The 22918-nt window shown below is 52.2% G+C and carries 15 protein-coding genes and 4 tRNA genes; 5 read left to right on the forward strand and 14 right to left on the reverse strand.

The annotated features are described in order from the left end of the window. The first annotated feature begins 1132 nt into the window (after positions 1-1132). From I6E40_RS01380 to I6E40_RS01390, 3 genes are all read left to right on the forward strand, one after another. Positions 1133-1912 carry a dihydroorotate dehydrogenase electron transfer subunit gene (locus tag I6E40_RS01380; protein WP_235385062.1) on the forward strand — a complete coding sequence of 260 codons (780 nt, stop codon included), beginning with the start codon at positions 1133-1135 and terminating at the stop codon, positions 1910-1912. After that, positions 1900-2808, forward strand: a complete 909-nt coding sequence (locus I6E40_RS01385) for a dihydroorotate dehydrogenase (protein WP_235385063.1) — start codon at positions 1900-1902, stop codon at positions 2806-2808. The genes I6E40_RS01380 and I6E40_RS01385 overlap by 13 nt, the downstream gene beginning before the upstream one ends. Before the next feature lie 69 nt (positions 2809-2877). Then, complete coding sequence (locus I6E40_RS01390) at positions 2878-3519, forward strand: DUF4468 domain-containing protein (protein WP_235385064.1); 642 nt, start codon at positions 2878-2880, stop codon at positions 3517-3519. Between the two features lie 218 nt (positions 3520-3737). Here I6E40_RS01390 and I6E40_RS01395 read toward each other — a convergent pair whose 3' ends face one another. The 6 genes from I6E40_RS01395 to I6E40_RS01420 form a co-directional block, all read right to left on the reverse strand. Then, positions 3738-4373 (reverse strand): HD domain-containing protein, encoded by a 636-nt coding sequence (locus tag I6E40_RS01395; RefSeq protein WP_235385065.1) that lies wholly within the window; start codon positions 4371-4373, stop codon positions 3738-3740. A 109-nt stretch (positions 4374-4482) separates the two neighbouring features. Then, positions 4483-4557, reverse strand: a tRNA-Arg gene (locus I6E40_RS01400). Positions 4558-4707: 150 nt separating this feature from the next. Further along, complete coding sequence (locus tag I6E40_RS01405; protein ID WP_235385066.1) at positions 4708-5289, reverse strand: hypothetical protein; 582 nt, start codon at positions 5287-5289, stop codon at positions 4708-4710. Positions 5290-5439: 150 nt separating this feature from the next. Next, a tRNA-Leu gene (locus I6E40_RS01410) sits at positions 5440-5523 on the reverse strand. A 41-nt stretch (positions 5524-5564) separates the two neighbouring features. Then, positions 5565-5647, reverse strand: a tRNA-Leu gene (locus tag I6E40_RS01415). 4 nt (positions 5648-5651) lie between these two features. Further along, a tRNA-Gly gene (locus I6E40_RS01420) sits at positions 5652-5724 on the reverse strand. A gap of 539 nt (positions 5725-6263) precedes the next feature. Between I6E40_RS01420 and I6E40_RS01425 the strand changes: the two genes are divergently transcribed. After that, complete coding sequence (locus tag I6E40_RS01425) at positions 6264-7196, forward strand: glycosyltransferase family 2 protein (protein ID WP_235385067.1); 933 nt, start codon at positions 6264-6266, stop codon at positions 7194-7196. 286 nt (positions 7197-7482) lie between these two features. On the opposite strand, the gene I6E40_RS01430 is transcribed toward I6E40_RS01425, so the two are convergent. The 5 genes from I6E40_RS01430 to I6E40_RS01450 form a co-directional block, all read right to left on the reverse strand. Beyond that, positions 7483-8376, reverse strand: coding sequence for a hypothetical protein (locus tag I6E40_RS01430; protein ID WP_235385068.1), 894 nt, complete (start codon positions 8374-8376; stop codon positions 7483-7485). A 35-nt stretch (positions 8377-8411) separates the two neighbouring features. Beyond that, on the reverse strand, positions 8412-9455 hold the full coding sequence (mltG, locus tag I6E40_RS01435; RefSeq protein WP_235385069.1) for an endolytic transglycosylase MltG: 1044 nt from the start codon (positions 9453-9455) through the stop codon (positions 8412-8414). 6 nt (positions 9456-9461) lie between these two features. After that, positions 9462-13292, reverse strand: coding sequence for a DUF4922 domain-containing protein (locus I6E40_RS01440; RefSeq protein WP_235385070.1), 3831 nt, complete (start codon positions 13290-13292; stop codon positions 9462-9464). 152 nt (positions 13293-13444) lie between these two features. Beyond that, positions 13445-14665 carry an L-serine ammonia-lyase, iron-sulfur-dependent, subunit alpha gene (locus tag I6E40_RS01445; RefSeq protein WP_235385071.1) on the reverse strand — a complete coding sequence of 407 codons (1221 nt, stop codon included), beginning with the start codon at positions 14663-14665 and terminating at the stop codon, positions 13445-13447. Between the two features lie 151 nt (positions 14666-14816). After that, on the reverse strand, positions 14817-16808 hold the full coding sequence (locus I6E40_RS01450; RefSeq protein WP_235385072.1) for a fructose-1,6-bisphosphatase: 1992 nt from the start codon (positions 16806-16808) through the stop codon (positions 14817-14819). Positions 16809-17392: 584 nt separating this feature from the next. Between I6E40_RS01450 and I6E40_RS01455 the strand changes: the two genes are divergently transcribed. Further along, a complete protein-coding gene (locus tag I6E40_RS01455) occupies positions 17393-17809 on the forward strand; it encodes an Hsp20/alpha crystallin family protein (protein ID WP_235385073.1) in 417 nt (138 codons plus the stop codon). 198 nt (positions 17810-18007) lie between these two features. On the opposite strand, the gene I6E40_RS01460 is transcribed toward I6E40_RS01455, so the two are convergent. From I6E40_RS01460 to I6E40_RS01470, 3 genes are all read right to left on the reverse strand, one after another. After that, positions 18008-19171, reverse strand: coding sequence for a porin (locus tag I6E40_RS01460; protein ID WP_235385074.1), 1164 nt, complete (start codon positions 19169-19171; stop codon positions 18008-18010). A gap of 14 nt (positions 19172-19185) precedes the next feature. Beyond that, positions 19186-20559 carry an MFS transporter gene (locus tag I6E40_RS01465; protein WP_235385075.1) on the reverse strand — a complete coding sequence of 458 codons (1374 nt, stop codon included), beginning with the start codon at positions 20557-20559 and terminating at the stop codon, positions 19186-19188. Positions 20560-20628: 69 nt separating this feature from the next. Continuing rightward, positions 20629-22818 (reverse strand): prolyl oligopeptidase family serine peptidase, encoded by a 2190-nt coding sequence (locus tag I6E40_RS01470; protein ID WP_235385076.1) that lies wholly within the window; start codon positions 22816-22818, stop codon positions 20629-20631. Positions 22819-22918: the final 100 nt, after the last annotated feature.

The following is a 22918-nucleotide window of genomic DNA, read 5'->3' on the forward strand; positions in this document are numbered from 1 at the left end:
TTGTGCTTTAAACTATACACAAACTATACATTAACTATACATTGAAGCGTTCAAAACCCTACACAAAACGGCGCACAAACCCTACACAAAACGGCGCGCAAACCCTACACAGCAGCGGCGCGCAGTTTTACTTGGGAGCGCACCTAAGTGAATTTTGAGGAAGGGAAATTAAAATTTGAGGAAGGGAAATTAAAATTTGAGGAAGGGAAATAAAAATTTGAGGAAGGGAAATAAAAATTTGAGGAAGGCAAAGAAAAATTAGGGGAAGGCTAGGAAAAACTAGGGGAAGGCTAAGAAAAACTAGGGGAAGGCTAGGAAAAATTAGGAGCGCACCTAAGTAAAACTAGGAGCGCACCTAAGTAAAACTAGGAGCGCACCTAAGAAAAACTAGGAGCGCACCTAGCAAGAAATGTTTTTCCATTAATGCCCATTAATGCCCATTAATGCCCATTAATTGTCTCATTAAATGTCTCATTAATTTCTGAACATTTCGCGTGTTCCGTGTTCCAAAACAAATTAATGGCTTTTTAATGAATCAAATTCATGAACATTAATGTTTCAAAAAGGGTGCGCTCTTAAATGAAATGATGAAACTCTGCTCCCGTGACACCTCGGTGACGTCCCGTTGACACCGTCACCAGCCCGTCCTTTCGTTACGCCCGTCCTTTCGTTACGCCCGTCCTTTCGTTTCGCCCGTCCTTTCGTTACGCACGTAACACACGTCACGTTCGTCACGCCCGATTCATTTGTTTCATCTGTTTGATTCGTGTTCAAAAAAGAGAATGTATAGTTGCGGTGTAGGCTTTCGTGTATAGTTTTTGTGTAGGGTTTGAAACGTCTCAATGTATAGTTTGTGTATAGTTTGTGTATAGTTTAGAGCATAAACTATACATTTCGTAACGCTCGGGAAATCAGATAGATGCAGGGTTAAATGTAGGGTTTGTGTATAGTTTGCATAGTTATTTCGCATTCCCTATCATTTATGTATAGCACATCCCTTAAGCGTCACAGTTCACCCATGCCGACGGAAGTTTTAAAAGCGTTTTGTCGGATAATCCGTTTTTACGACCTATATTTGCAGTGTCTGAAAGGGCAGTCCTCGGTGTCTGCCTTGTTTTTTGAAAAATCTAATATGAAAAAATACGTACAGGACTTGCGAGTCGTCGCCAAAGAGACGCCCGGTTCGGGTTATGTTCTTCTCAAACTTAGTCCTTTGGAAGGTTTGCTGCCCGAGATTCTGCCGGGACAGTTCGTGGAGATTCTCGTTCCGAATGCTGACCACACGTTTTTGCGTCGTCCGATTTCAGTGAACTATGTGGAAAACAATCGCCTCTGGCTTCTCATCCACGAAGTGGGCGAGGGGACTCGTTCGCTGGGGCGTCTGGAAGAGGGCAGCCTCTTGAACTGCGTCTATCCCTTGGGCAACGGTTTCTCCTCGCCGGAAGAGGTGGGTGAGAACGTGTTGCTTGTCGGCGGCGGCGTGGGCACGGCTCCGCTTCTCCACTACGGCAGATGTCTTCACGAGTCCGGCAAGCATGTCACCTTTCTTTTGGGCGGTCGCTCCGGACGTGACCTCATGCAACTCCCCGAGTTTGAAAAGTGGGGACGCGTTTGCGTCACGACCGAAGACGGTTCGCTCGGCGAGCGCGGTTTCGTGACGAACCACTCCGTTTTGCAAACTGAAAAATTTGACACCGTGGCGATGTGCGGTCCGAAACCCATGATGGTGGCGATGGCTCGCCTAAGTGCCGAGTTGGGCATCTCGCATGTCGAGGCGTCTTTGGAGAACCTGATGGCGTGTGGCTTGGGCGCCTGCCTCTGTTGTGTCGAAAAAACAGCCGATGGTCACAATGTCTGTGTCTGCAAGGAAGGTCCCGTGTTCCAAACAAAAGATTTGTCATGGCTAAGTTAAACGTAAAAATTGGCGACCTCGCCTTGAAGAACCCCGTGCTGACTGCTTCCGGCACCTTCGGCTACGGACTCGAGTTCGCAGACTTCATCGATTTGAACGCTCTCGGCGGCTTCATCGTGAAAGGAACCACCCTGCATCCGCGAGAAGGCAACGACTATCCGCGCATGGCGGAGACCGCCTCCGGCATGTTGAACTGCGTGGGACTCCAAAACAAGGGTGTGGAACACTTCTGCACGGAAATCTATCCGCAGCTGACGGACTTCGACTCCCACGTCATCGTCAACGTCTCGGGAAGTACGATTGAAGACTACGCAGCCTGTGCTGCCAGAATCAATGAGCTGGAACACATTCCCGCCATCGAACTCAACATCTCCTGCCCAAACGTCAAGTCGGGCGGCATGGCGTTCGGCGTAACCTGTGAGGGAGCAGCGTCGGTCGTGAAGGCAGTGCGAAAGGCATATTCCAAAACCCTGATTGTCAAACTCTCGCCCAATGTCACCGACATCGCTGCCATCGCTCGCGCCGTTGAAGCGGAAGGTGCAGACAGCGTTTCGCTCATCAACACGCTGATGGGCATGAGCGTGGACATCGAACGCCGTCGCTCGCGTCTCAGCATCGGTACGGGCGGACTCAGCGGTCCCTGCGTGAAACCCGTGGCTCTGCGAATGGTCAGCCAAGTCGCACGCGCCGTCAAAATTCCCGTGATTGGTCTCGGAGGCATCATGAACGCAGAAGACGCTTTGGAATTCCTCATGGTGGGAGCCACGGCGGTCGAAATCGGAACGGCAAACTTCATTGATCCCGCTGTCACCATCAAAGTGATTGAGGGAATGAACGACTGGCTGGACCGTCACGGCGTCAAAGACGTCAACGAAATCATCGGAGTGATTGACTGATGCAACCTTTCTCTAAGAACCAACCATATAATCAATAAAAGGAAACAAAATCCACACATTTAAATAGTTATGAAGAAAATCCTCTTTTTGCTGACTTTCTGCCTTTTGGCAAGTGTTCAAACCGTCAGCGCACAGCGGAGAGACGACCTGTCGCGCTATCTTGCCGGTGCCGTTCCCGTCGTGGACGGTTACGTTCAGTTTGAAAAGTCTTTCACTGTGAAAGGAAAGACCAAGGCAGAAATTCATCAGGCATTGTTTGATTTCACCAAGAAAGAACTCGTCGAAGGTCCCGAGCAACTGCCGCAAGCAAGAATCACAGAATCCGATGCGGCAGAAGGAGTCATCGCTGCCAGCATCGAAGAATATCTCTATTTCAAGCGCACAAACTGGGTGACCCACCGCGTCCGCTTCTACTATCAAATTGTCTATACTGTGAAAGATGAAGCCTATACGGTTCAAATCCGTCGTCTCCACTATCGCTATGACCCCGAGACCACCGCAGGCGAGTTTGATGAAGACCGCCGCGCAGAAAAATGGATTACGGACGAAGAAGCGCTGAGCAAAGACGGCAAGAAACTCACTCGCATCGCCGGAAAATTCCGCCGCTTCACCATTGACCGCGTGGACGACATCTTCTATCAGTCTGCGATTGCCACCGGTGCGAAAAAACAGAAGAAATATAAAATGGTAGAGGTTGAGGACGAGGACTGAAAAAGTCCGTCGCACTCAGTCTCTTGAGAATCAACGACAAAACCTACTAAAGCAGGAACGAAGAAGCGTGGCTCCTTTGTTCCTGCTTTTCGGTGGGGCAATCTGCAAAGAGCGATGCCCGATTCTTTTGTGTGGTTTCAGGGGTGTTCTAAAAAAGGTTGCAAGAGTAAGTACTTTCTTTTGAACGCTCCTTGTTCCGTAGTTTATAGGACATTTCTTCAGTGTTTCGTGGTTTTCTCCATCACGTTTGCGGTGAGCATGTCTGCGGCTTGGAGGAGCGCGACGAGGGGAGAGCGTTCCATGGCGGAGCGGAAGGAGTAGCGTTGTGCGCTGCCGTTCTCCGCCATGTCAAACATGCCCATGTGCCAGCGGATGGCGAGGAGTTCCTCCTCGGAGAGTTTCATCATCCAGCAAATGATGAGACAAGACTTTTCGCCGTGACCGAAGGGAAGCTTTTCGTCAATTTCGTAGCCGGGATAGGTCACCCATCTGCCGTGCTCATCTTTTTTATATTTCTCCGTGCGTCGATACATGCTGGTTTTGCAGAGGTCGTGGAAGAGAGCGGCGATGGCGATGCTTTCCGTTTTCAAAGGTTCGGTGAAGGGTGAATTTCCGCTTTCGATGGCTGGTTTCACAACGTTTTCGTAGAGCGTCATGGCAGTTTCGAAGACGTTGATGGAATGGCGACAAAGCCCGCCTTCTTCGTTCAGGTGATAGGATGCGGAGCTCGGAGCAGTGAAGAAATCCGACTTCTCAAGATAGTCAAGGAGTTTCTCCAATCCTTCGCGTTGAATGTATTTGTGACAATAGTCAATGAAAGTCTCTTTCGTTTTTTGGATTTCTTCGGGCGTCATGGTCTTTTGAGGTATTAAATCAGGTGTCAGATGAGGGTGGTTTTCAGTTTTGAAACAAAAAAGGCTGCGTCAAACTCTTCGTTCTGACACAGCCTTTGAATGAAAAAGGTGATTCCGTTGGGGTTCGAACCCAAGACCCACGCCTTAGAAGGGCGTTGCTCTAATCCAACTGAGCTACGGAACCTTTTTGCTGTGCAAAGTTACAACATTTTGTGATTCCGGCAAGGAAAGATTTGTTTTTCTTGACGCAGCGTCTTCTCAAAACTGAAACTGAAACTTGAAACGGAAGAGTCCCAGCGCGGTTTGTTTTGTGAAAGAGGCGTCTGCGAGAGGTTCATTGCACTTGAACGGGAAGTTCCTGTCCTTGAAAGTCAAAGGTGAAGTTGTGTCCTTTTGCAGAGGGGAACTGACTTCTCGCGTCAATTTCTTGTCTTGACTTCAAGTGGTTGATGATGCGCTGATAGGATTCCATGCCGCTTTTTGCTTTGACGAAAGCGACGAATTCGGTGTCAGTGTAGCGAAACTTTCCGGTTTGCATGCTTGGAATGACTCTTTTGAAGGTCATTTTGCAGAAATACCAGCCTTCCTTTTCTTCGGCGAGGAGCGCAAGTTTGATTTCTTTTCTTCCGAGAGGCGTTTCGGGATTGTATCTCTCATCGCCGGGGGTGACGGCTTCTTTTTTGTTGGTTTTGAACTCCTCGATGGTTTCCGCCGTCGTTTTGATGAGGATGAAATAGATGCGTGGGCGGATTTTGTAGCGCTTAGGATAGGGCATGTCGCTGTTGACGTAGTCTCGAATGTCCTTGGCGAGCGCATCGTTGATGGGAATGTCAGGGATGGAAGAAAGGAATTGAATCAGCTCGTCAGCGTCTTTGACGAGCGCGTCGATGTCAAAATAACGTACGTAAATGTTCATTTTTCAATCATTTACTGTGGAGCAGGCATTTTTTTGAGAGACATAATTTTTTTCCTGTTCCGAGAACTTGAAACAAAAAACCGGAGCATTGAAGGAGGTGATTTCTTAATGCTCCGGTCTGTGGATGATGGACTTTTCAGTCCTTTGAAGTGAAGAGGAGGAGACTCGAACTCCCACGTCGCAATTGACACTACCCCCTCAAAGTAGCGCGTCTACCAATTCCGCCACCTCTCCATTTCGGGTAAAACAAAAAAGGAGTCCTTCTCCTTTTTGTGTGCCCAGAACAGGACTCGAACCTGCACGTCATTGCTGACACTAGTACCTGAAACTAGCGCGTCTACCATTCCGCCACCTGGGCAAAGAGCGGAAAACGAGACTCGAACTCGCGACCCCAACCTTGGCAAGGTTGTGCTCTACCAACTGAGCTATTTCCGCAGGGCGTTTTGTCGGAAGACAGGGCGTTTGTTGTCAAACGCGGTGCAAAAGTACAATCTTTTCCCGAAACTCCAAACATTCCGGCGCTTTTTTCGCAACTTCGTTCCATTTTTGAAGGCTTTGCTCAAGGGTGGTTTTACATTTTAGGGCGTGTCGTTTTCTCAGAGATGCACTTTTAGGGGTGGAGGCGGGAGCATGGCGGGTTGTGTGACTGACGTGACTTACAAAAGGCGCCACCAAAACGAAAACCAGCAAAACGCATGCTCGTTCTTTGGGTTGCTCCTTATTCCTTATTCTTTACTCCTCCTTACTCCTCCTTACTCCTCCTTATCCTCCTTATCCTCCTTATCCTCCTTATCCTCCTTATTCCTCCTTCCTCCTTCCTCCTTCCTCCTTCCTCCTTCCTCCTTTCTGTAAAACCTCCCTATAATTCTGACATGAAGCGTGTGAGTTGTTCGGAAAATGTTAATTTTGTGCGGTGAGAATCATTTCATCTTTCCATCCATTTGTTTTTCTATTCAAAATCCTTTCTGCTCATCATGGATAAAATTGCTGTGCTCATTCCTTGTTATAACGAAGAAACCACCATCGGCAAGGTGATTGACGATTTCAAAGTCGCTTTGCCGGAGGCGACAATTTATGTCTATGACAACAACTCCACAGACCACACTTTGGCAGTGGCTGCTGCGCATGGTGCGGTGGTGCGGCGTGAAACAAAACAGGGAAAGGGGCACGTGGTGAGAAGAATGTTTCGAGAAGTGGAGGCGGAGTGCTATGTCATGACGGACGGTGATGACACCTATCCTGCTGACTTTGCCCCAAAACTTTGTGAACCAATCTGGAGAGGGGAGGCAGACATGGTGGTGGGAGACCGCCTCTCTGCCACATATTTTGAAGAGAACGACCGCCCTTTCCACAATTTTGGAAACCGTCTGGTTCGGAAACTCATCAACAGCATGTTTCACTCGCACGTGAAAGACATCATGACAGGCTATCGTGCTTTCAGCAGATTTTTTGTGAAGAACATGCCGGTGACTTCGTCGGGGTTTGAGATTGAAACGGAAATGACCATTCACGCCTTAGACAAAAACTTTTCGTTGGCGGAAATTCCTGTGGATTTTCGCAACCGCCCACAAGGCAGTGTCTCCAAACTGAACACTTTGACGGATGGTTTCAAGGTGATTTGTACGGTGATTCGTTTGTTCCGCGACTATCGACCCTACGCTTTTTTCTCCTCCCTTTCCTTGTTGCTGTCGGTGGCTGCCTTGACTGCATTGTATCCTGTGTTGTGTGAGTATTTCGCCACGGGTCTTGTTCCTCGTTTTCCGACCCTCATCGTGTGTGGCTTCGTTCTGTTGCTTGCCATACTGCTTTTCATTGGCGGTGTGATTTTGGAAGTTATCAATCGCAAACACAGACAACTCTACGAACTCCTTCTTCTCCGTTTTCAAGAAGCGAAAAAGAAGGAGTGAGGGTAGAGACGGGGAAGAAAGCAAAAGAGTGGAACGTTCCTTATTCCATAATTTATTTTTGCTGTCCGCTAAAAAAAATTTGAAGTCAATGATGTCCGGTAAATGTCTTTTGTAGTTTTGTCTAAACACCTCCGTGACACCTCCGTGACATCTCCGTGATACCGTCACCGCACCGTCATGACAGCGTTGGAATATTGTAGAAGGGGCTTTTTCTGCGTAAACATCAACGGAGTCAAACCATAAAGTGTGTTTACCGTACAGCAAAAATAATTTATAGAACAGTCCTTTAGTCTTTAGGGATTCCGATGCGGAAGGCGAGTGACCAAACGAAGAGAGACGAGAGGAGCGTGAGCACGGCAATGCCAACGGTGTTGAAGAGGAAATACGCCCAAGGCGTGATGCCGTGAACCGGTGCCACGTCAAACATCATGGCACTTTGAATCTCTGCCAAGCTGCCGCCAAAATAGGTTACGGCGGGGATGAGTACAATGGCTGCCGCGGGAAGAAGCATCAGGAACCAAAGGAAGAAAATGAGGAAAGAAGCGTGTGCCGGAGCACGGAAACTTCGTCCAATGCTTTTCAAGAAGGAGACCTGCTGCAGGCGTCGAACCACCTGCGCGGTGTGGGTGACGACAAGCAAGAAAAGCAGCAGAAGCAGCAGCGGCAGCAGATAGATGCTCTGACTCTTCACGAGCAGCCATCCGGCGGCAGCCGTGAATCCCAACCAAAGCAAGAGGCGCAAGAACGTGTAAGGAAGATGAATCCATGTTCTTTTCAGGCTCTTTTTCCAGATGAGTTTCTGTGGAATGTGCGGAAAGAATCCTTTCTTTGCCGTCAGTCGAATTGTTTCGCAGAGTTGGGCTTGCAACCAGGCGTCCGCGAAGAGGAGAAAGACCAGACTGACTGCTCCCACGATGAGACTGTGGTCCGAAGGAAGCAAGAGCAAGTGCCACGGAAACTCTTCTTCTCCGGTCGTGCGGAGAAGGAGATAGGGCTGCACGCTGTTGGAAACATAGTCCGTCAGTGCTTCCATCAGTCCGCTCAAGGAAAGCGAGAACAAAAGCAGTGCGGGGAGAACGGCGCGCAAATAGCCGGAAAAGTTCAGCGAAAAAGTTTTCCACGCCATCCAAAGACTCTTGAATGGTCCGTGGGAAGAAGTCAAATCAATTTTCTGTTTCATGAACGTGAATGTGGGGAGCGGGGAGTCCGCTTGTGTCATTTGATGTTTCTTTGGTCCAAAGCCTCCGCATATTTTCGAGCATTTTCCATGTGCTCTTCGTAGGTCGTGGCGAAACAATGTTTTCCCGAAAAGTCCGGACTGGCACACATATATATATAGGAGTGTTCTGCCGGATGGAGCACTGCTTCCACCGAAGATTCCGAGGGAATGCAAATCGGTCCGGGCGGGAGTCCCTCGACACGATAGGTGTTGTAGGGGCTTTCGACAGTCAGGTGGTGGTGCATGATGCGTTTAATCGAGAAGTCATTCAGTGCATATTTCACCGTTGGGTCTGCTTGCAGTTTCATTCCTTGGCGCAGTCGGTTGAGATACATTCCTGCCACGGCGTTTCGTTCCGGTTCGTAGGCGGTTTCTTGTTCGACGATGGAAGCCAGTGTCATCACCTCGTTGGGGGTCAGTCCCAGAGCTTCAGCATCTGCTTTCCTTTGCTTTGTCCAAAAGTTCTGATATGCTTTTTTCATCTTCCACAAGATTTCATTCGGCGTGATGTCCCAATAGCAGTAATAGGTGTTGGGAATGAAGAGTGCGATGGCAGTTTGTGGAGTCATGCCACATTCCTTCAACGTCGTGGTGTCGGTGAAGGCTTCCAGCAGTTGGAGCGAATCGGCAGCGAGGCAGGTGGAGAGGCGTCCTGCAAGATCTTCCACCTTTCGGATGCAAGGCACGACCACCAGTTTCACTGTTTCCTTGTGGTTGCCCCTCAGTCTTCTCACGATGGTGAAAGCCGAGGCTCCCTTGCCGACTTGGAATTTACCGGGGTGAATGTGTGAGGAATAGTTCGTAAGGAAAGCAAGCAGTTTGACGCCTTGCATTTTCAGCGAGTTCCCTGCCAGCGGTTCAAGTTGCTCCATCACGGAAGCTGCGGTGTCTCCTTCACGGACATAAATGCTCGCCGGAGCATCGGAAGAGCGGAAGGAGGAGAAAAGAGTGTAGGCGAAAACGGAGACAAACAGCAACAGTGCGCAGAGGATGCTGAGCCAAGTTTTCTTTTGGCGACTGTATGATGAAAATGGTTTCATGAGACTTTATTCTTGAAGTGTGGTGAGTTGACTTCCGGGATAGTAGTGTGAGAGAATTTGTGCGTAGTCATAGCCCTGCTTTGCCATGACGGCAGCACCGATTTGGCAAAGCCCGACGCCGTGTCCCCAGCCCGCTCCGGTGAGTTTAAAGCATTTCAATTCTCCGTTCTCATATTCTTTATCTACGACAAAGGCGGAACTGTAGAGATGAGTCGGACTCAGCAGGCGGCGAATTTCCAGTTCTTTGCCCACGGTGAGTGTGCGTTCGCTTCCCACGATTTTCAGCAGAGAGAGTCTGCCGCCGGCACCACGCTTTACAGGAATCAAATCCGTGATGCGCCCCAGTTCCTCGCCGGATTTCTCAAGAATCCAGGCGTGCACCTCTTCCGGGGTGAAGTTGACGGTCCAGCGGTAGAAGTCCGTCGTTTCGCAGTCATAGTCATTCAAAACCTCCTGGAGCAGTTCTTGGTCCGTGGTGTGACAGAAGGAGGGCGGTGCGGAGCGAATCCATTTTTCCGCTTCCTCCTCGTTGGTCAGGTCGGGGAGGTCGGTGTGCGTTTGGTCGTCTCTCACGGGAGAGAGATAGGGGAAGGTTTGTTCTTCCCAGCAGGTGTCGTAACTTTCGCTCACTCCACCGCAGCACTTGGAGAAGCGCGTGTCGCAGAGTGCTCCTTCGAAGGTCAGAATCTGTCCTCGCGTGGCTTGCACCGCCTCCGCCACTTGCGGGAGGACAGCTTGTCCGATGCCTTGGTAGCGCTGGCAGTGGTCATCGGCGCACACATCAAAGAGCACGTGGTCATTGCCGTTGTACCATTTCACAATGGAGTCCTGGTGGCGCACGAAACTGAAAGAGTTTGTGTGGCGCGGTGCGTTGTGGCGTCGGATGATTTGGTTATAGACCCAACTTCTGGAAATCACGGCGTGTGCTCTCAGCAGTTGCGGCGAGGAGGTGGCTTTCATTTCTGAGGAAATCACGCTGACGAGATAGTCCTCGATGGCGATGATGTTGACAGCCAGAAGTCTTCCGTCCTCGATGATGAGTTTCAGTGCGCCGTGGAAGGACTGGCGGCAGTTTCGCTGCCAGTGAAATCCGATGCCGATGGGAACCTCGTTCAGTGTGAAGAAGTCCGTGCAGGTAGAGGGGGTGAAACAAAGTTCGGAGTAGAGGTTGCCGTTCCATTCCACTCCTCCTTCTTTGACGCAGACTTTCTGTAAGCCCGAGACCTTTTGTCCTTTTGCGGAGTAGAGACCGTTGAGACTGAACTCCAGTGTTTCAGCCTTCATGATTCCGACCGCCACTTCGGAGTCTGCTTCCGGCAGTTTGACAGCACGTTCTGTGGCGTTTTCGTTGTTCGGGGCAGAGTGGAGGCGTTTAGCAATTTTGTTTGCGTCGCCGGGTGTGATGGCAACCTCTCGCAGGATGGCTTGTGCTTTGGCAGGCGTGATTTTCTCAAAGTCCTCCAATCGGGGTGCCACGAGCAGTCCTCCCATGTCCAGTGCTCCCGGACTGATGAGTAGATGCTGTTTCCCTTCTGCCGTGTAGCACGCCGGGCGGTGGGCTCGGCGGGGGAAGATGACGGTGGTGACGGAATCGGCGTTTGCGTTCTCCTCCATGTTGCTCCAGCAAAGCAGGTTGAAGTCCGGTTCTTCTCGGTCGCCGCGCTCCAAAGCCTCAATGACTTTCAGCGTCAGCAAGATGTTCGCTTTCACGCTTCCCTTGACCACAAAGGCGGGGCAGGCGTAACCCTGCAGACGGAAAATGCCGTCAGTCTGCGGCGAACAACCTTTTTCCGCCATTTCGTTTTTTTCCTGCGGAGAGAAAGGATAGATTTGTTCAAGCTGATTATCATATTGTTTCCAGTCTCTTTCAATGGGCACAAACCCTCTTGCTCCGGCTTGCAGGTGAGCATGGTCGGGTGCCGACGCACCGCAGCGCGCACCGTTGTAGAAGAAAAGGAATGAAGGCATCTGTTTCGCCAGGAGCGGTGTCTTTTCTGCGAAGAGACTGTAGGTCTGTGGCTGATGAGCGCGAGTGGGAATCGTCAGGTGGTGTGGAAGGATGGGGTAGGGATTTACGAGAATGCGAAGTGTGCCGTAGGCGGGCAGGTTATACTGCTCGGCAGGTCGGTTCTCTTCGCAAAGGAAGCAGGGACGGTTTTTGATGGTGCGTTTGTCGATTTGTGCTCCCGTGCTTTTGATTCTGCGCGGATTGCACTGCACTGCCAGTTCGCACTCCTCCAGGGGTAGTGTTCTGGTTTTCATTTGCTTCTCCACTTCTTCGAAGCGCACTTTCACTTCTTCCCAGCGTTCGAGCTGTTTCTGAAAGAACGTTTTCACCTCCACCTCGTCGGCTTCATGTTTTCTGAGTCGGATGAGTTGTTTGCGAGCGTTCAGTTCCATCTCGCGCAGTCGGTCCTTGTAGAGGTTGTTCTTGTTGATACGGGTGATGTCGAGCGCTGCGTCAGAGTTCCCTTCCCATCTGCGGCAGAGATAGAGTTCGTCGTAGATGCGGTGGATGTGCCAGGTGCGGGAGATGGTCAGTCCGAGTGCATAGTCTTCTCCGTAGCTTGTGTTGGGGAAACCAATGCGGCGCAGGATGTGGGTGCGGAAGGCTCGTGGTGCTCCCAACCCGTTGATGCGGAGTGCGTTGTTGCGTCCGTTTTCGGCAGTCCATTCTTTGTGGTCGATGAGTCCGGGCGGAAGAGTCTGAAGATGGAAGTCCACCATGCGATAGCTTCCAATCACCATCGCTGCCGGTGCTGTGCCGGAGAAGGCGTTGCGGATGCGCTCCAACACGTCCGGTGCGGAGTAGAGGTCATCGGAGTCAAGTTGCACGGCATATTTTCCGCAGTGTTCCGAACGAATTGCCACGTCCCAGCATCCTCCGATGCCCAAATCTGTTCTTTCAGGTCGGATGACCACGAGACGGTCGCCGATGTCGGGACGTTGTTTCATTTCTGCCAGAGCCTCCGTCGTGCCATCGTTGGAGTGGTTGTCCACCACGATGACGTTGAAGTCAAAGTCTGCTTGTTGCGAAAGCGCACTTTCCACGGCGTCTTGAATCGTTCGCACACGGTTTCTGACGGGAATGATGACAGAAACCTCCACGGGATAGTCCTCCTCGTTGTCGGGCGGAAGGTCTTCCCAGTCTTGCGGGGCGAGATAGGCATCAATTTGTTTCAAGTGTTCGGTGCAGGCACGCTCCATTTCAAGTTGCACGGCACGCGCGGCGGGGTTCACGTAGTCAAACTGTTTTTCGCCCGATGCTCGGTGGTCGGTCTCGATTTCGGTGTAGAGGATTTCCGGCAGGTGGAAGATGATGCCTTTGCGGGAGAGGAAGAGGCGGAGGGCATACCATCCGGCGTAGCGGAAGCGCGGGGTGGGAGTGGAGTGCAGAAACTCTCTGAGCGACTCCGTTCGAATGAGCACGAGACTTCCGAAGTCAAAGTCATCGCGCAGAGCTCCCGCGGTGTAGTCAATGCACGGGTGAGCTCCGTGACTGTCGTTTCGGTCGCAATAGACCATTTCTGCTCCGGTGGCTTCCGCTGTTTGCAGCATTCTTTCCCAGCATCGGTGGGAAGGGATGATTTCGTGGGTGCTGAGCGAGAGGAAAAGATAGGGTGACTCTGCTGCTGCCGCCACGGCACGCAGGAATTTTGTGCCGGTGAGCACTTCGCTTGCCTCCAGAAGTTTCATTTTCTCGTTGGAGGGAAGGCTGACTGTTGAGGTGTTGTCGGGTGAAACGAGGAAAACGTTTTTCACCACGTTGCTTTTTGCGGATTCCGCGAAGTCCGGATGCGCGGCTGCGCTGGCAGGCAGAAAGATATCGGTTAGCATTGGCTTTTGCTTTTTGGGGGAACACGAATGGTTCATGAATGCTTGCGAAATGTTTCATGAACTTTTCGTGTCAAGGAGTTTATGGGCAACAATGATTTTGCGCTGCGCGGTTGTAGCGTGGCGAAGTTGCATTTTCGCCACGTCTTGTTGCGTTATTTCCAGTTTTTGGCGAGTCCTCCTTCGCTGGTTTCTCTGTAGAGAGAGGGGAGGTCGTGTCCGGTTTGTTTCATCACCTCCACCGTTTTGTCGTAGGAGATGCGGTGCACGCCGTCGGCGAAGGTGGCATAGACGTTGGCGTCGAGGGCGCGTGCGGCTGCGTGGGCGTTTCTTTCGATGCAGGGAATTTGAACGAGTCCGCAGATGGGGTCGCAGGTCATGCCGAGGTGGTGTTCCAATCCCATTTCTGCTGCATATTCAATCGTGGCGAGTGAGCCGCCGAAGATGTAGTTCGCAGCAGCGGCAGCCATGGCACACGCCACTCCGACCTCAGCCTGACATCCGGCTTCTGCGCCGGAGATGCTGGCTCTGCTCTTGGCGATGTTTCCGATGAGTCCGGCAGTGGCGAGGGCGTGGAGGATTCGCGGAATGGGGAAGCGGCGAGATTTTTGGATGTGATAGAGCACAGCCGGGACGACGCCTGATGCTCCGCAGGTGGGCGCTGTGACAATCACTCCACCGGAGGCGTTCTCCTCGCTGACGGCGAGGGCGTAGGAAAAGACGAGGCCGCGGCTTCGGAGATTGTCGCCGTAGCCCATGGCTCGGATGTAGTAGTCCGGTGCTTTTCTTCTCAGTCTCAGCACGCCCGGCAACACGCCTTCGTGGGCGATGCCTCTTTCGACGGCAGCGCACATGGTTTCCCAGACCGTGTTGAGGTAGTCCCAAATGGCGGAGGACTCTCTTGCTTCGACATATTCCCAGTAGGACTTTCCCTCTGCGCGACACCAGGCTTGGATGTCGCTGAGGTGGTCCAAGTCATAGACGTCGGGAGTTTGCAGAATCGTGTCCCCCTCCTCTGCCAGGGCTCCTCCTCCAACGCTATAGACGGTCCAGGCGTCTTTTCCCTCCACCTCGTTCGTGACGGGTTCGGTGGCACCGGGGCAGAACTCAAATTTCATGCCGTTGGGGTGGTAGGGGAGCACCGTCTCCGGTTTCCAAACGAAGTCAGTTTTTTCTTCGCCGAGCACTTGGGCGATGGCGAAGTCCGTGAGGTGACCTTTTCCTGTGGCGGCGAGACTGCTGTAGAGTGTGACGCGGAAGCGTCCGTTTTCTTGGCTGTGTCGTTGCAGATAGATTTCGGCGGCTTTGCGTGGTCCCATCGTGTGGCTGGAGGAAGGTCCTTGTCCGATGCGAAAAAGTTCGGTGAGTGATTTCATGAGAAAGTGGATGTATGTCTTATTTTTCTCTCCGCAAATGCGCTCTAATTGGTATTATCATGAAACCCTTTATTAGATTTACCATATATATAAGCGGTGGCGGGGAGAGCGTCTGTGTTTGTTTGTGGTATTCTGTTTGAAGTGTTGGTTATTAGTTTTTGATGAGTCCTCGTCGATAGGCAGCGAGGAGTCTTTCGAGGTCAGCCACTTGTTCTCGGAGTTCCGCTCCTTTGTCGGTGTCAGCCACCATGGCGCGTCGTCCCATCATTTCCACGATTTGTGTGGTGGAGCGGATGTCCGTTCCGTGAGCGATGGCTTCCTCGGTGGAGGTGAAGGGTTCGTGTTGCACGAGTTGGAAGCCTCGGCTGTGATAGACCAGCGTGTAGCCCGCGATGCCCGTGGTGTCGTGATAGGCTTTGGCGAAGCCTCCGTCGATGACCATCATGCGTCCTTCGGCTTTGATGGGACTTTCTCCGCGTGTCGCTCTGACGGGGACGTGCCCGTTGATGATGTGACGGTGAGGTCCTTTCACTCCGAAGGCATCCATGATGTAGTCACACACCTTGGCTTCGGAGCGCAGGCGATAGTATGCTCCTTTCTCCTCCGTGTGTGTTTCCTTTTCTGCGAGGAAGTAGCGTTCGAAGGTTGCCATTTTGCGTTTGTCGAAGAGCGGAGAGTGTGGTCCGCACCAAAGATACCAAAAGAAGTCTCTGGCGTTTTCTCGGAATTTTGGTTCCGCCTTTTCGTCGTAGGCGGTGCGCACCAAAAGTTCCGTGCGGTCCAACAGTTCTTTTCCTGCCACTTTTTCGCCTTCGATTTCCACAGCGAGGAACTCGCCGTTTTCGTCCATCGGGACGGAGGCGTGGTAGAGCAGGTTGGAGTTGCAAACGCCATACATTCCACCGTGGTCCAGGAGTTGTCTGACGTGGGCTTGGAGTCGTTCGCTGGAGCGGAAGGAGTGGGTCAGTCGTTTGATGAGTTCTTCCTCTTCCGGTGTCAGCGCGTTTGGAGCGTGGCTGTCAAGCGTGGGCCAGAAGGTGTCGTTCATTGCATATTCCTTTCCTTCCACCTCCACTTTTGTGTGGTCCGCACTGATTCGCGCCGGCATGTTTCTGTCCGTCATTTCCCATTCCGGGTGTTTGTCGTAGAGTGCTCCCTCGAGTTTGAACTGTATGATCGCGATGGCTTTGTGCATCTGTGCCATCATGCGGCAGGTTTTTTCCTCCAGAGCGTCTTCCTCGCCGAGTTGTTTCGGTTGGAACGCTTTGCACTCGTCTTTGCCGTAGGTTTCCATGGCAAAGGTGGCGAGCGGAAGGAGATTGATGCCGTAGCCTTCCTCCAAGGCTCGGGTGTTGGCATAGCGCAGCGAGAGACGCAACACCGCCGCCACGCAGGCAGGGTTTCCGGCTGCCGCTCCCATCCAAAGAATGTCGTGGTTTCCCCACTGAATGTCCCAGTGGTGGTAGCGGCTGAGGCGGTCCATGATGAGGTGCGCACCGGTGCCGCGGTCGTAGATGTCACCGAGGATGTGCAGGCAGTCGATGGAAAGTCGTTGAATCAGTTTGCAGAGTGCGATGACGAAACCTTCGGCGCGTCCCGTTTCGATGATGGTGCGAATAATCACGCCGACATAAGCCTGTTTGTTGTGGTCGTCAGAACTTTCGTGAAGGAGTTCTTCGATGATATAGGAAAACTCCTCGGGGAGGCTTTTGCGCACTTTTGAGCGTGTGTATTTGGAAGACACGGAGCGGCATACAGCCACGAGTCTGTTCAGCGTGGTTTGGAAGAAGTCCTCTCGGTCAGCCTCTTCCGGTTGCATCAGTTCCAGTTTCTGCCGCGGATAGTAGATGAGCGTGCAGAGTTCACAGATTTCCGCTTCGCGCAGGGTGTTGCCGAAGAGTTCTCTCACTTTTCGTTTAATGTTTCCCGAAGCATTTCTCAGGACGTGTTCAAACGCCTCGTGTTCTCCGTGGAGGTCAGCGAGGAAGTGCTCGGTTGGTTTGGGGAGATGGAGGATGGCTTGCAGATTGATGATTTCCGTGGTCACGCTGGAGATGGTGGGAAAATTTCCTGCCAGCAGTTTCAGGTATTTCATGTCTCGGTCATTGGTGACCGTCTTCGTTTCGTTGGGATTTGGATTCATCAAGGTGTGTGATTAGATTAAGGGTGGGGCGCACTAATATATATAAGGTGTGATGCGCTAATATATATAATGTGTGGCGCACTAATAAGTAAAAGACGTGTGCGCGCTATCATATAAAACAATGAGTTCGCGCTTGCTGAAAGTGAGTCTAAGCAAGACCCGCTTGCAAAATTAGTCCACTCTGCGCGATTCCGAAAACATTTCCTTTGTTTTTTGCTCCCACAGCCACGGCTCTTTCACTTCACGCTCATTGGACGGTGTTTTGACGGTGGGGGCAGAGAGGTTTGACGCCGGCGTCACGGAGGCGTCAAATTGGTGTCACCGTCACTTTTCCCATAGAGTTTCTTACTTACCGTTTCGGTGTCAATTCGGCAGAAGAGGCGGCAAAGTGACATAAAACTTTAAAAGATTTATACTTTCCCGTCAGGTTGTCAGCACCGTTTGTTTTGGCACGCGGATTGCACTTAGAAGGGCGAAGCTCAAAGTCCAAAGAGTTGAGAAAGACTCCAAGGCGAGAGTTCAAGAAACAATTCAACACAAAATTTCAATCCATTAAAAAATAGGAGGTTATTATGTTACAGGTTATGAATTCTAACAGTTGGTTTCCCACCATGTTTGACGATTTCTTCAACAATGACTGGATGCCCAAGATGAAAGCCACCGCTCCTGCCGTCAATGTCAAGGAAGACGCAAACGCCTACACCATGGAGTTGGCAGTGCCCGGCATCAAAAAAGAATTTTGCCGCGTGAACATCAATGCCGACGGTAATCTTGAAGTCGCCATCGAGAACAAGTTGGAACACAAAGAGGAGAACAAGAAGGAGCACTTCCTGCGCCGCGAGTTCAGTTATTCCAACTATCAGCAGACCTATGTCTTGCCCGATGACATCGTCAAAGACCACATCGCTGCCAAGGTGGACAACGGCGTACTGACCATCACCATGCCGAAAGTCAGCAAGGATGAAGTCAAACAGATTCAGCGTCAAATCAGCATTGACTGACGCTTGAGCGCAGCCTCGTCTGACGCATCCCATTTCATGTGAAATGAGTGAGTAAAAAGAGAACGCTTCGTTTTGAGAATTCCCAAAACGAAGCGTTTGCTTTTGATTTAGTTGAAGGGGTTTGTTTTCAGAGGTTTAGGCTCAGAATGTGTAACCCCTTTCTGTGTGGTCTGAAGCCAACCGCGATTTTCTGTGTGGTCAGAAGCGGGCGGTGACTTGGAAGTCAAGCGTGTTGTAGAATCTGTCTTTGGCGGTGTTTTGGCGGCTGCGGTCGTCGGTGAACGTGTAGTTCAGTTGGAAGATGAGATTCTTTCCGAGATAGTAGTTGGCAGCGAGTCCATAGTCCGTTTTGAGACTGTTCCAAGTTTTGGCGGCGCGGTAGCAGTCGTAGCGTCCATAGATTTTGAGGTTCTTCATGACGGGTGCGCCGAGTGTGGCATACCACGCATCGGAACGGCGGGGCTGAGTCACGTCCGTGGTGACGCCGCCGACACTGCTCATGTATTCTCCTCGCACGGACCAGTCACTTTCATATTTCACACCGGCTCCCCAGCGGACGCGTTTCACTTTTTTCTGCGTGTTGCCCGGAGCGTTGGCATTGTATTTCTCATTGACGTAGGTTCCGTTCCAGCCGAAGCCGCCGATGCAGAGGTTTTTGATGGGAGAAATCCAGAGTCCGCCGATGAGGTCCTTTTGTTTGTCTTTGTCGGTGTGGTTGATTCCTTGACCGTTGAAGACGCCAATCTGATAGTGCAACCATTTGTGTCCGTCTTCTGCGGGGAAGAGGTCACCCTGCACTTGGAGTCCGAGGTCACGTCCTGAGCTTTTGTGTTCGCCGTTGCGGTCACCGATGGAGGCGAGTTTCATGGTTGCCTGCGAGTAGGAGCCGAGTCCGACGTTCAGAGGGGAGTAGGGGTTTTCGAAGCCGAAGGAGCGTTTGAACTGTCCCATTTTGACGCGGAAGCAGTCAAACTTTTGCCATTCGACGAAGGCATCGACAATGCGCGGTCCTTTGTCCTCACCGGGTGCTCCGTTGACTTCGAGTTGGAATTTATAGTAGAAGTCTTGATAGACTTTTCCATCGACATAGAGGCGGAGGAAGCGGAGGTCGAAGCCGCCGTTTTCTTCCGTGTGGTCTTCGTCGCGCCAGTTGAACTTTCCGATGATGTAGCCTCCGAACTTCATGGTCGGTTTCATGTCTCGAAGGATTTTGGGCGTTTGGGAAGATGCGGAGTCGCGGGGTGCGAGGATGGTGATGCCGGTTGTTTCGGAGTCGTTGTCCGTGGTGTTCTCGTTGCCGTTGTTTTCAGCGTGGGCAGAGGCAGCGAGGAGGAGGAGTGGCAGGAAGAGATATTTTTTCATTGTCACTTTTTTCGTCACTTTTTGATGTTAGGTTCTTGCAGACCATAGCCTTTCAGTTTGTCTTCCAAGAGGAGGAGCAGGGAGATGATGATGGCGACAACTCCGAAGCCGGCGAAGATGGTCATGGTTTGCGTGTAGTCGATGGTGCCGTCGGCAGCGGTGTTGGCTTGGTTCACTTTTCCAATCCAGACGGGGACGAGTGCGAGTCCGATGTTTTGGATGTAGAAAATGAGAGCGTAGGCTGTGCCGAGGAGTTTCATCGGAATGATTTTGGGCACGGAGGGCCACATGGCAGAGGGCACAAGACCAAAGGCGATGCCGAGGACAATCATCACGGCGATGGCAATCACCCAAGAGTTGAACGGGAGGGCGAAGACCATGTGCACGAGGGTGAGCAGGGCACTGCCGATGAGCATGAGCGTGGCGCCCTTTCCATATTTGTCATAGATGTGACCAAAGAAAGGGGTGAGGAAGATGGTGCCGAAGGGGAGCATGGCGGGAATGAGTCCGGCGACACCTTCATCTACGCCATATTTGAAAATCATGAATTTCGTGGCAAACTTCAGGAAGGGGAAGACGCCGGCGTAGAACATGAGGCAGAGCACGGCGACAAACCAGAAGCCGCGGTTGCAGAGCAAGAGTTTGAGGTCGGCAAATTTGAATCCCTCTTCCGGTTTGGCGTTGGCAGCAGCGGCGGAAGCGTCTTCCTTGCGGTCCATGACGCAATAGACGAGGTAGGAAATCAATCCGGCGCCGAGCAGGCAAGCGCCGAGGCCGACGGAGCAGTGAACGCCGCCGCACATCTTGGCGAAGGGAAGTGCCACTGCCAGCGCAGCCGCCGTTCCGATACGTGCCAAAGCGACCTGAAGTCCCATGGCGAGGGCGAGTTCGTGTCCCGTGAACCATTTGACAATGACTTTGCTGACAGTGATGCCGGCAATTTCGCAGCCGACGCCATAGATGGCAAAGCCGAGGACTGCCCAAAGCACCTGTGTTTGGTAGGTGCCGATGCCGAGGGGCAGGGTGATGCTGCCTTCAAACTGGTGGCTGACAGCCCAGTATTTGATGAGTGCTCCGCCGAACATGAGCATGGTGGACATGATGCCGGTGAAGCGGATGCCGAATTTGTCGAGGATGATGCCTCCGAAGAAGAGGAGGAGAAGGAAGACGTTGAAGTAGCCGTAGGCTCCGGAGAAGAAGCCATATTCGTCACTGCTCCATCCGAGTCCGAGGCTGCCGGGTTCTGCGGCGGCGGTGAGGAGTGGTTCGAGGGGCGACATCACGTCGGTGAAGAAATAGCCAGCCATCATGGTCAGACTGACGATGACCAGAGCGGTCCAGCGAGCTGCTTTGGAGTCGCTGAGTTTGCGTTGAAGTGTTGCAGTCATTATTGATTTATGTTTGAGATATTTTATAAGGGGGGTCTAAAAATTAGGTTCGGAGCGTTCTAAATACTTTTATTTCAAGTATTTGTCCAGCCAGCGGAAGAAGGTGCGTTGCCAGAGGATGCCGTTTTGTGGTTTCAGCACCCAGTGGTTCTCGTCGGGGAAGAGGAGGAGTTGGGCGTCGAGTCCGCGCATTCTGGCTGCGGTGAAGGCGCTTTCGGCTTGGGTGTATTCAATTCGGAAGTCTCGTTGTCCGTGGATGCAGAGGATGGGTGTGTCCCATTTATCAACGTAGAGGTGAGGCGAAGTGGTGAACACTTTTTGCATTTGTCCTTCCGCGTTTTTCTTCCAAGGTGCGCTGCCCATGTCCCAGTTTGGGAACCAGAGTTCTTCGGTTTCGACGTATTGCTGTTGCGTGTTGTAGATGCCGTCGTGGGCGATGAACGTCTTGAAACGTTTGTCGTGGTTTCCGGCGAGCCAATAGACGCTGTAGCCTCCGAAACTTGCGCCGACGGCGCCGAGGCGGGAGCGGTCAATGTAGGGTTCAGTGGCGAGGTCGTCGATGGCGGAAAGATAGTCCTGCATGCACTGACCGGAGTAGTCGCCGCTGATTTCTTCAAGCCATTCCATGCCGAAGCCGGGGAGACCGCGGCGGTTCGGGGCGATGATGACATAGTCGTTCGCCGCCATGATTTGGAAGTTCCAGCGGTAACTCCAGAACTGACTGACGGGAGACTGCGGTCCTCCTTCGCAGAAGAGGAGGGCGGGATATTTCTTGGCGGGGTCAAAGTGAGGCGGATAAATAACCCAGCAGAGTTCCTCCTTGCCGTCGGTGGTTTTGACCCAGCGCTCCTTGACTTCTCCCCAGGCGAGGTTGTTGTAGAAGTGGTCGTTTTCGTGGGTGACTTGTTTGGCTTCAGCGGTCTTTTTTGTTTTCGTGGAGAGCGTGAAGATTTCGTCGGCGCGGCTCATGCTGTGTCGCTTCGCCAGAAGTGTGACGCCGTCGGCGGCGAGTCCGATGAGCGAATAGTCTGCCACGTCGTCGGTGAGTGCGCGGTGCTGTCCTTTCAGGTTGGTGACATAGATTTGCGTTTTGCCGTGCCACACCCCGGTGAAATAGAGGTTACGGGAGTCTGGTGCCCAGCAGAACTCGTTGACTCCGCTTTCGAAGCCTTCGGTGACGTAGGTGCATTGCCCTGCGGCGAGGTCATAGACGCAGAGGCGGAGACGGTCGCTTTCATATCCGTCACGCTCCATGCTGAGCCAGGCGACGAATTTTCCATCCGGTGAGAATTGCGGGTTTTGGTCATAGCCGGCGTGTAGGTCGGTATCGCCTTTTCGGTTGGGCGTTTGTTCGCGGAGAGAGACGTCGGCATGTTCGGGTTCCAAGGTCTCGAAGCCTTCCGGCTTACAGATGTTGCGAACCTTTCCGGTTTCCACGTCGTGGAGGAAGATGTCGCTGTCGGTGCTGATGGCGTAGGCTTTCCCCACCTTTTTGCGGCAGGTGTAGGCAATGGTTTTGGAGTCGGGGCTCCACGCCAGTTGTTCCATGCCGCCGAAGGGCATCATGGGGCATTCAAACGGCTCGTCCTTCAGGAGGTCGCCTTTGACGGTGACGCTTTGTCCGTCAAAATCAGCGAGGAAGGGGTGGGGCACGGAGGTGACGTAGGTGTCCCAGTGTTTATACATCAAATCGTTGATGACCATTCCCGTGCTGAGCGGAAGGTCTTCTTCTTTCTTTTCGATGGAGTGGTTCATGGGCACTTCCATGACGAGGATGACCTTCTTTTCATCGGGTGAGAAGAGGAAGCCGGCGATGTCGCTGTCTGTGTGTGAGATCTGTCGGCGTTCTGTTCCGTCGGCGTTCATGACCCAAAGTTGGCTGCTTCCGGATGCGCTGCTGAGGAAGGCAATTCTTCGTCCGCCGTCGATGAAGGCGGCACTTCGTTCGCTGTTCTTTCCTTCGGTGAGGCAGCGTGAAGCGCCGGTGGCGAGGTCAAGCGTGTGGAGGCGTGTGCAACTTTTGTTTTGCTTCACGCTGTAGTAGGTGACGCCGTAGGCGATGGTGTTGCCTTTCGGTGCGATGCCGACTTCGCCGATGCGTCCCATTGCCCAGAGCGCCTCGGGGGTGAGGCGGTCAGAGGTGAAGGCGGGCGTTTGTTTGCCGATGAGTTCCTCGGCGGTAGCAGTGGAGGCGTTGGCTGCGTTGGCAGTCGAGGTGAGGAAAGCGGCTGCTGCGAGCATGGTGGTGAGGTGTGACATGGTTTTGTGCTTCTGAGTGTGCTCTTCGTGAGGAGTAAATCCATATAAATATACGAGAGGGAGACACCTTATACCATATTATATATATAGTAAGGTCTCT

Source organism: Prevotellamassilia timonensis, assembly GCF_021531665.1.
Classification (GTDB): domain Bacteria; phylum Bacteroidota; class Bacteroidia; order Bacteroidales; family Bacteroidaceae; genus Alloprevotella.

Excerpts from the sequence above, each read along its gene's own strand:
- I6E40_RS01380 (WP_235385062.1), top strand. The coding sequence starts at position 1,133 with ATGAAAAAATACGTACAGGACTTGCGAGTCGTCGCCAAAGAGACGCCC.
- I6E40_RS01385 (WP_235385063.1), top strand. The coding sequence starts at position 1,900 with ATGGCTAAGTTAAACGTAAAAATTGGCGACCTCGCCTTGAAGAACCCC.
- I6E40_RS01390 (WP_235385064.1), top strand. The coding sequence starts at position 2,878 with ATGAAGAAAATCCTCTTTTTGCTGACTTTCTGCCTTTTGGCAAGTGTT.
- I6E40_RS01395 (WP_235385065.1), bottom strand. The coding sequence starts at position 4,373 with ATGACGCCCGAAGAAATCCAAAAAACGAAAGAGACTTTCATTGACTAT.
- I6E40_RS01405 (WP_235385066.1), bottom strand. The coding sequence starts at position 5,289 with ATGAACATTTACGTACGTTATTTTGACATCGACGCGCTCGTCAAAGAC.
- I6E40_RS01425 (WP_235385067.1), top strand. The coding sequence starts at position 6,264 with ATGGATAAAATTGCTGTGCTCATTCCTTGTTATAACGAAGAAACCACC.
- I6E40_RS01430 (WP_235385068.1), bottom strand. The coding sequence starts at position 8,376 with ATGAAACAGAAAATTGATTTGACTTCTTCCCACGGACCATTCAAGAGT.
- mltG (WP_235385069.1), bottom strand. The coding sequence starts at position 9,455 with ATGAAACCATTTTCATCATACAGTCGCCAAAAGAAAACTTGGCTCAGC.
- I6E40_RS01440 (WP_235385070.1), bottom strand. The coding sequence starts at position 13,292 with ATGCTAACCGATATCTTTCTGCCTGCCAGCGCAGCCGCGCATCCGGAC.
- I6E40_RS01445 (WP_235385071.1), bottom strand. The coding sequence starts at position 14,665 with ATGAAATCACTCACCGAACTTTTTCGCATCGGACAAGGACCTTCCTCC.
- I6E40_RS01450 (WP_235385072.1), bottom strand. The coding sequence starts at position 16,808 with ATGAATCCAAATCCCAACGAAACGAAGACGGTCACCAATGACCGAGAC.
- I6E40_RS01455 (WP_235385073.1), top strand. The coding sequence starts at position 17,393 with ATGAATTCTAACAGTTGGTTTCCCACCATGTTTGACGATTTCTTCAAC.
- I6E40_RS01460 (WP_235385074.1), bottom strand. The coding sequence starts at position 19,171 with ATGAAAAAATATCTCTTCCTGCCACTCCTCCTCCTCGCTGCCTCTGCC.
- I6E40_RS01465 (WP_235385075.1), bottom strand. The coding sequence starts at position 20,559 with ATGACTGCAACACTTCAACGCAAACTCAGCGACTCCAAAGCAGCTCGC.
- I6E40_RS01470 (WP_235385076.1), bottom strand. The coding sequence starts at position 22,818 with ATGTCACACCTCACCACCATGCTCGCAGCAGCCGCTTTCCTCACCTCG.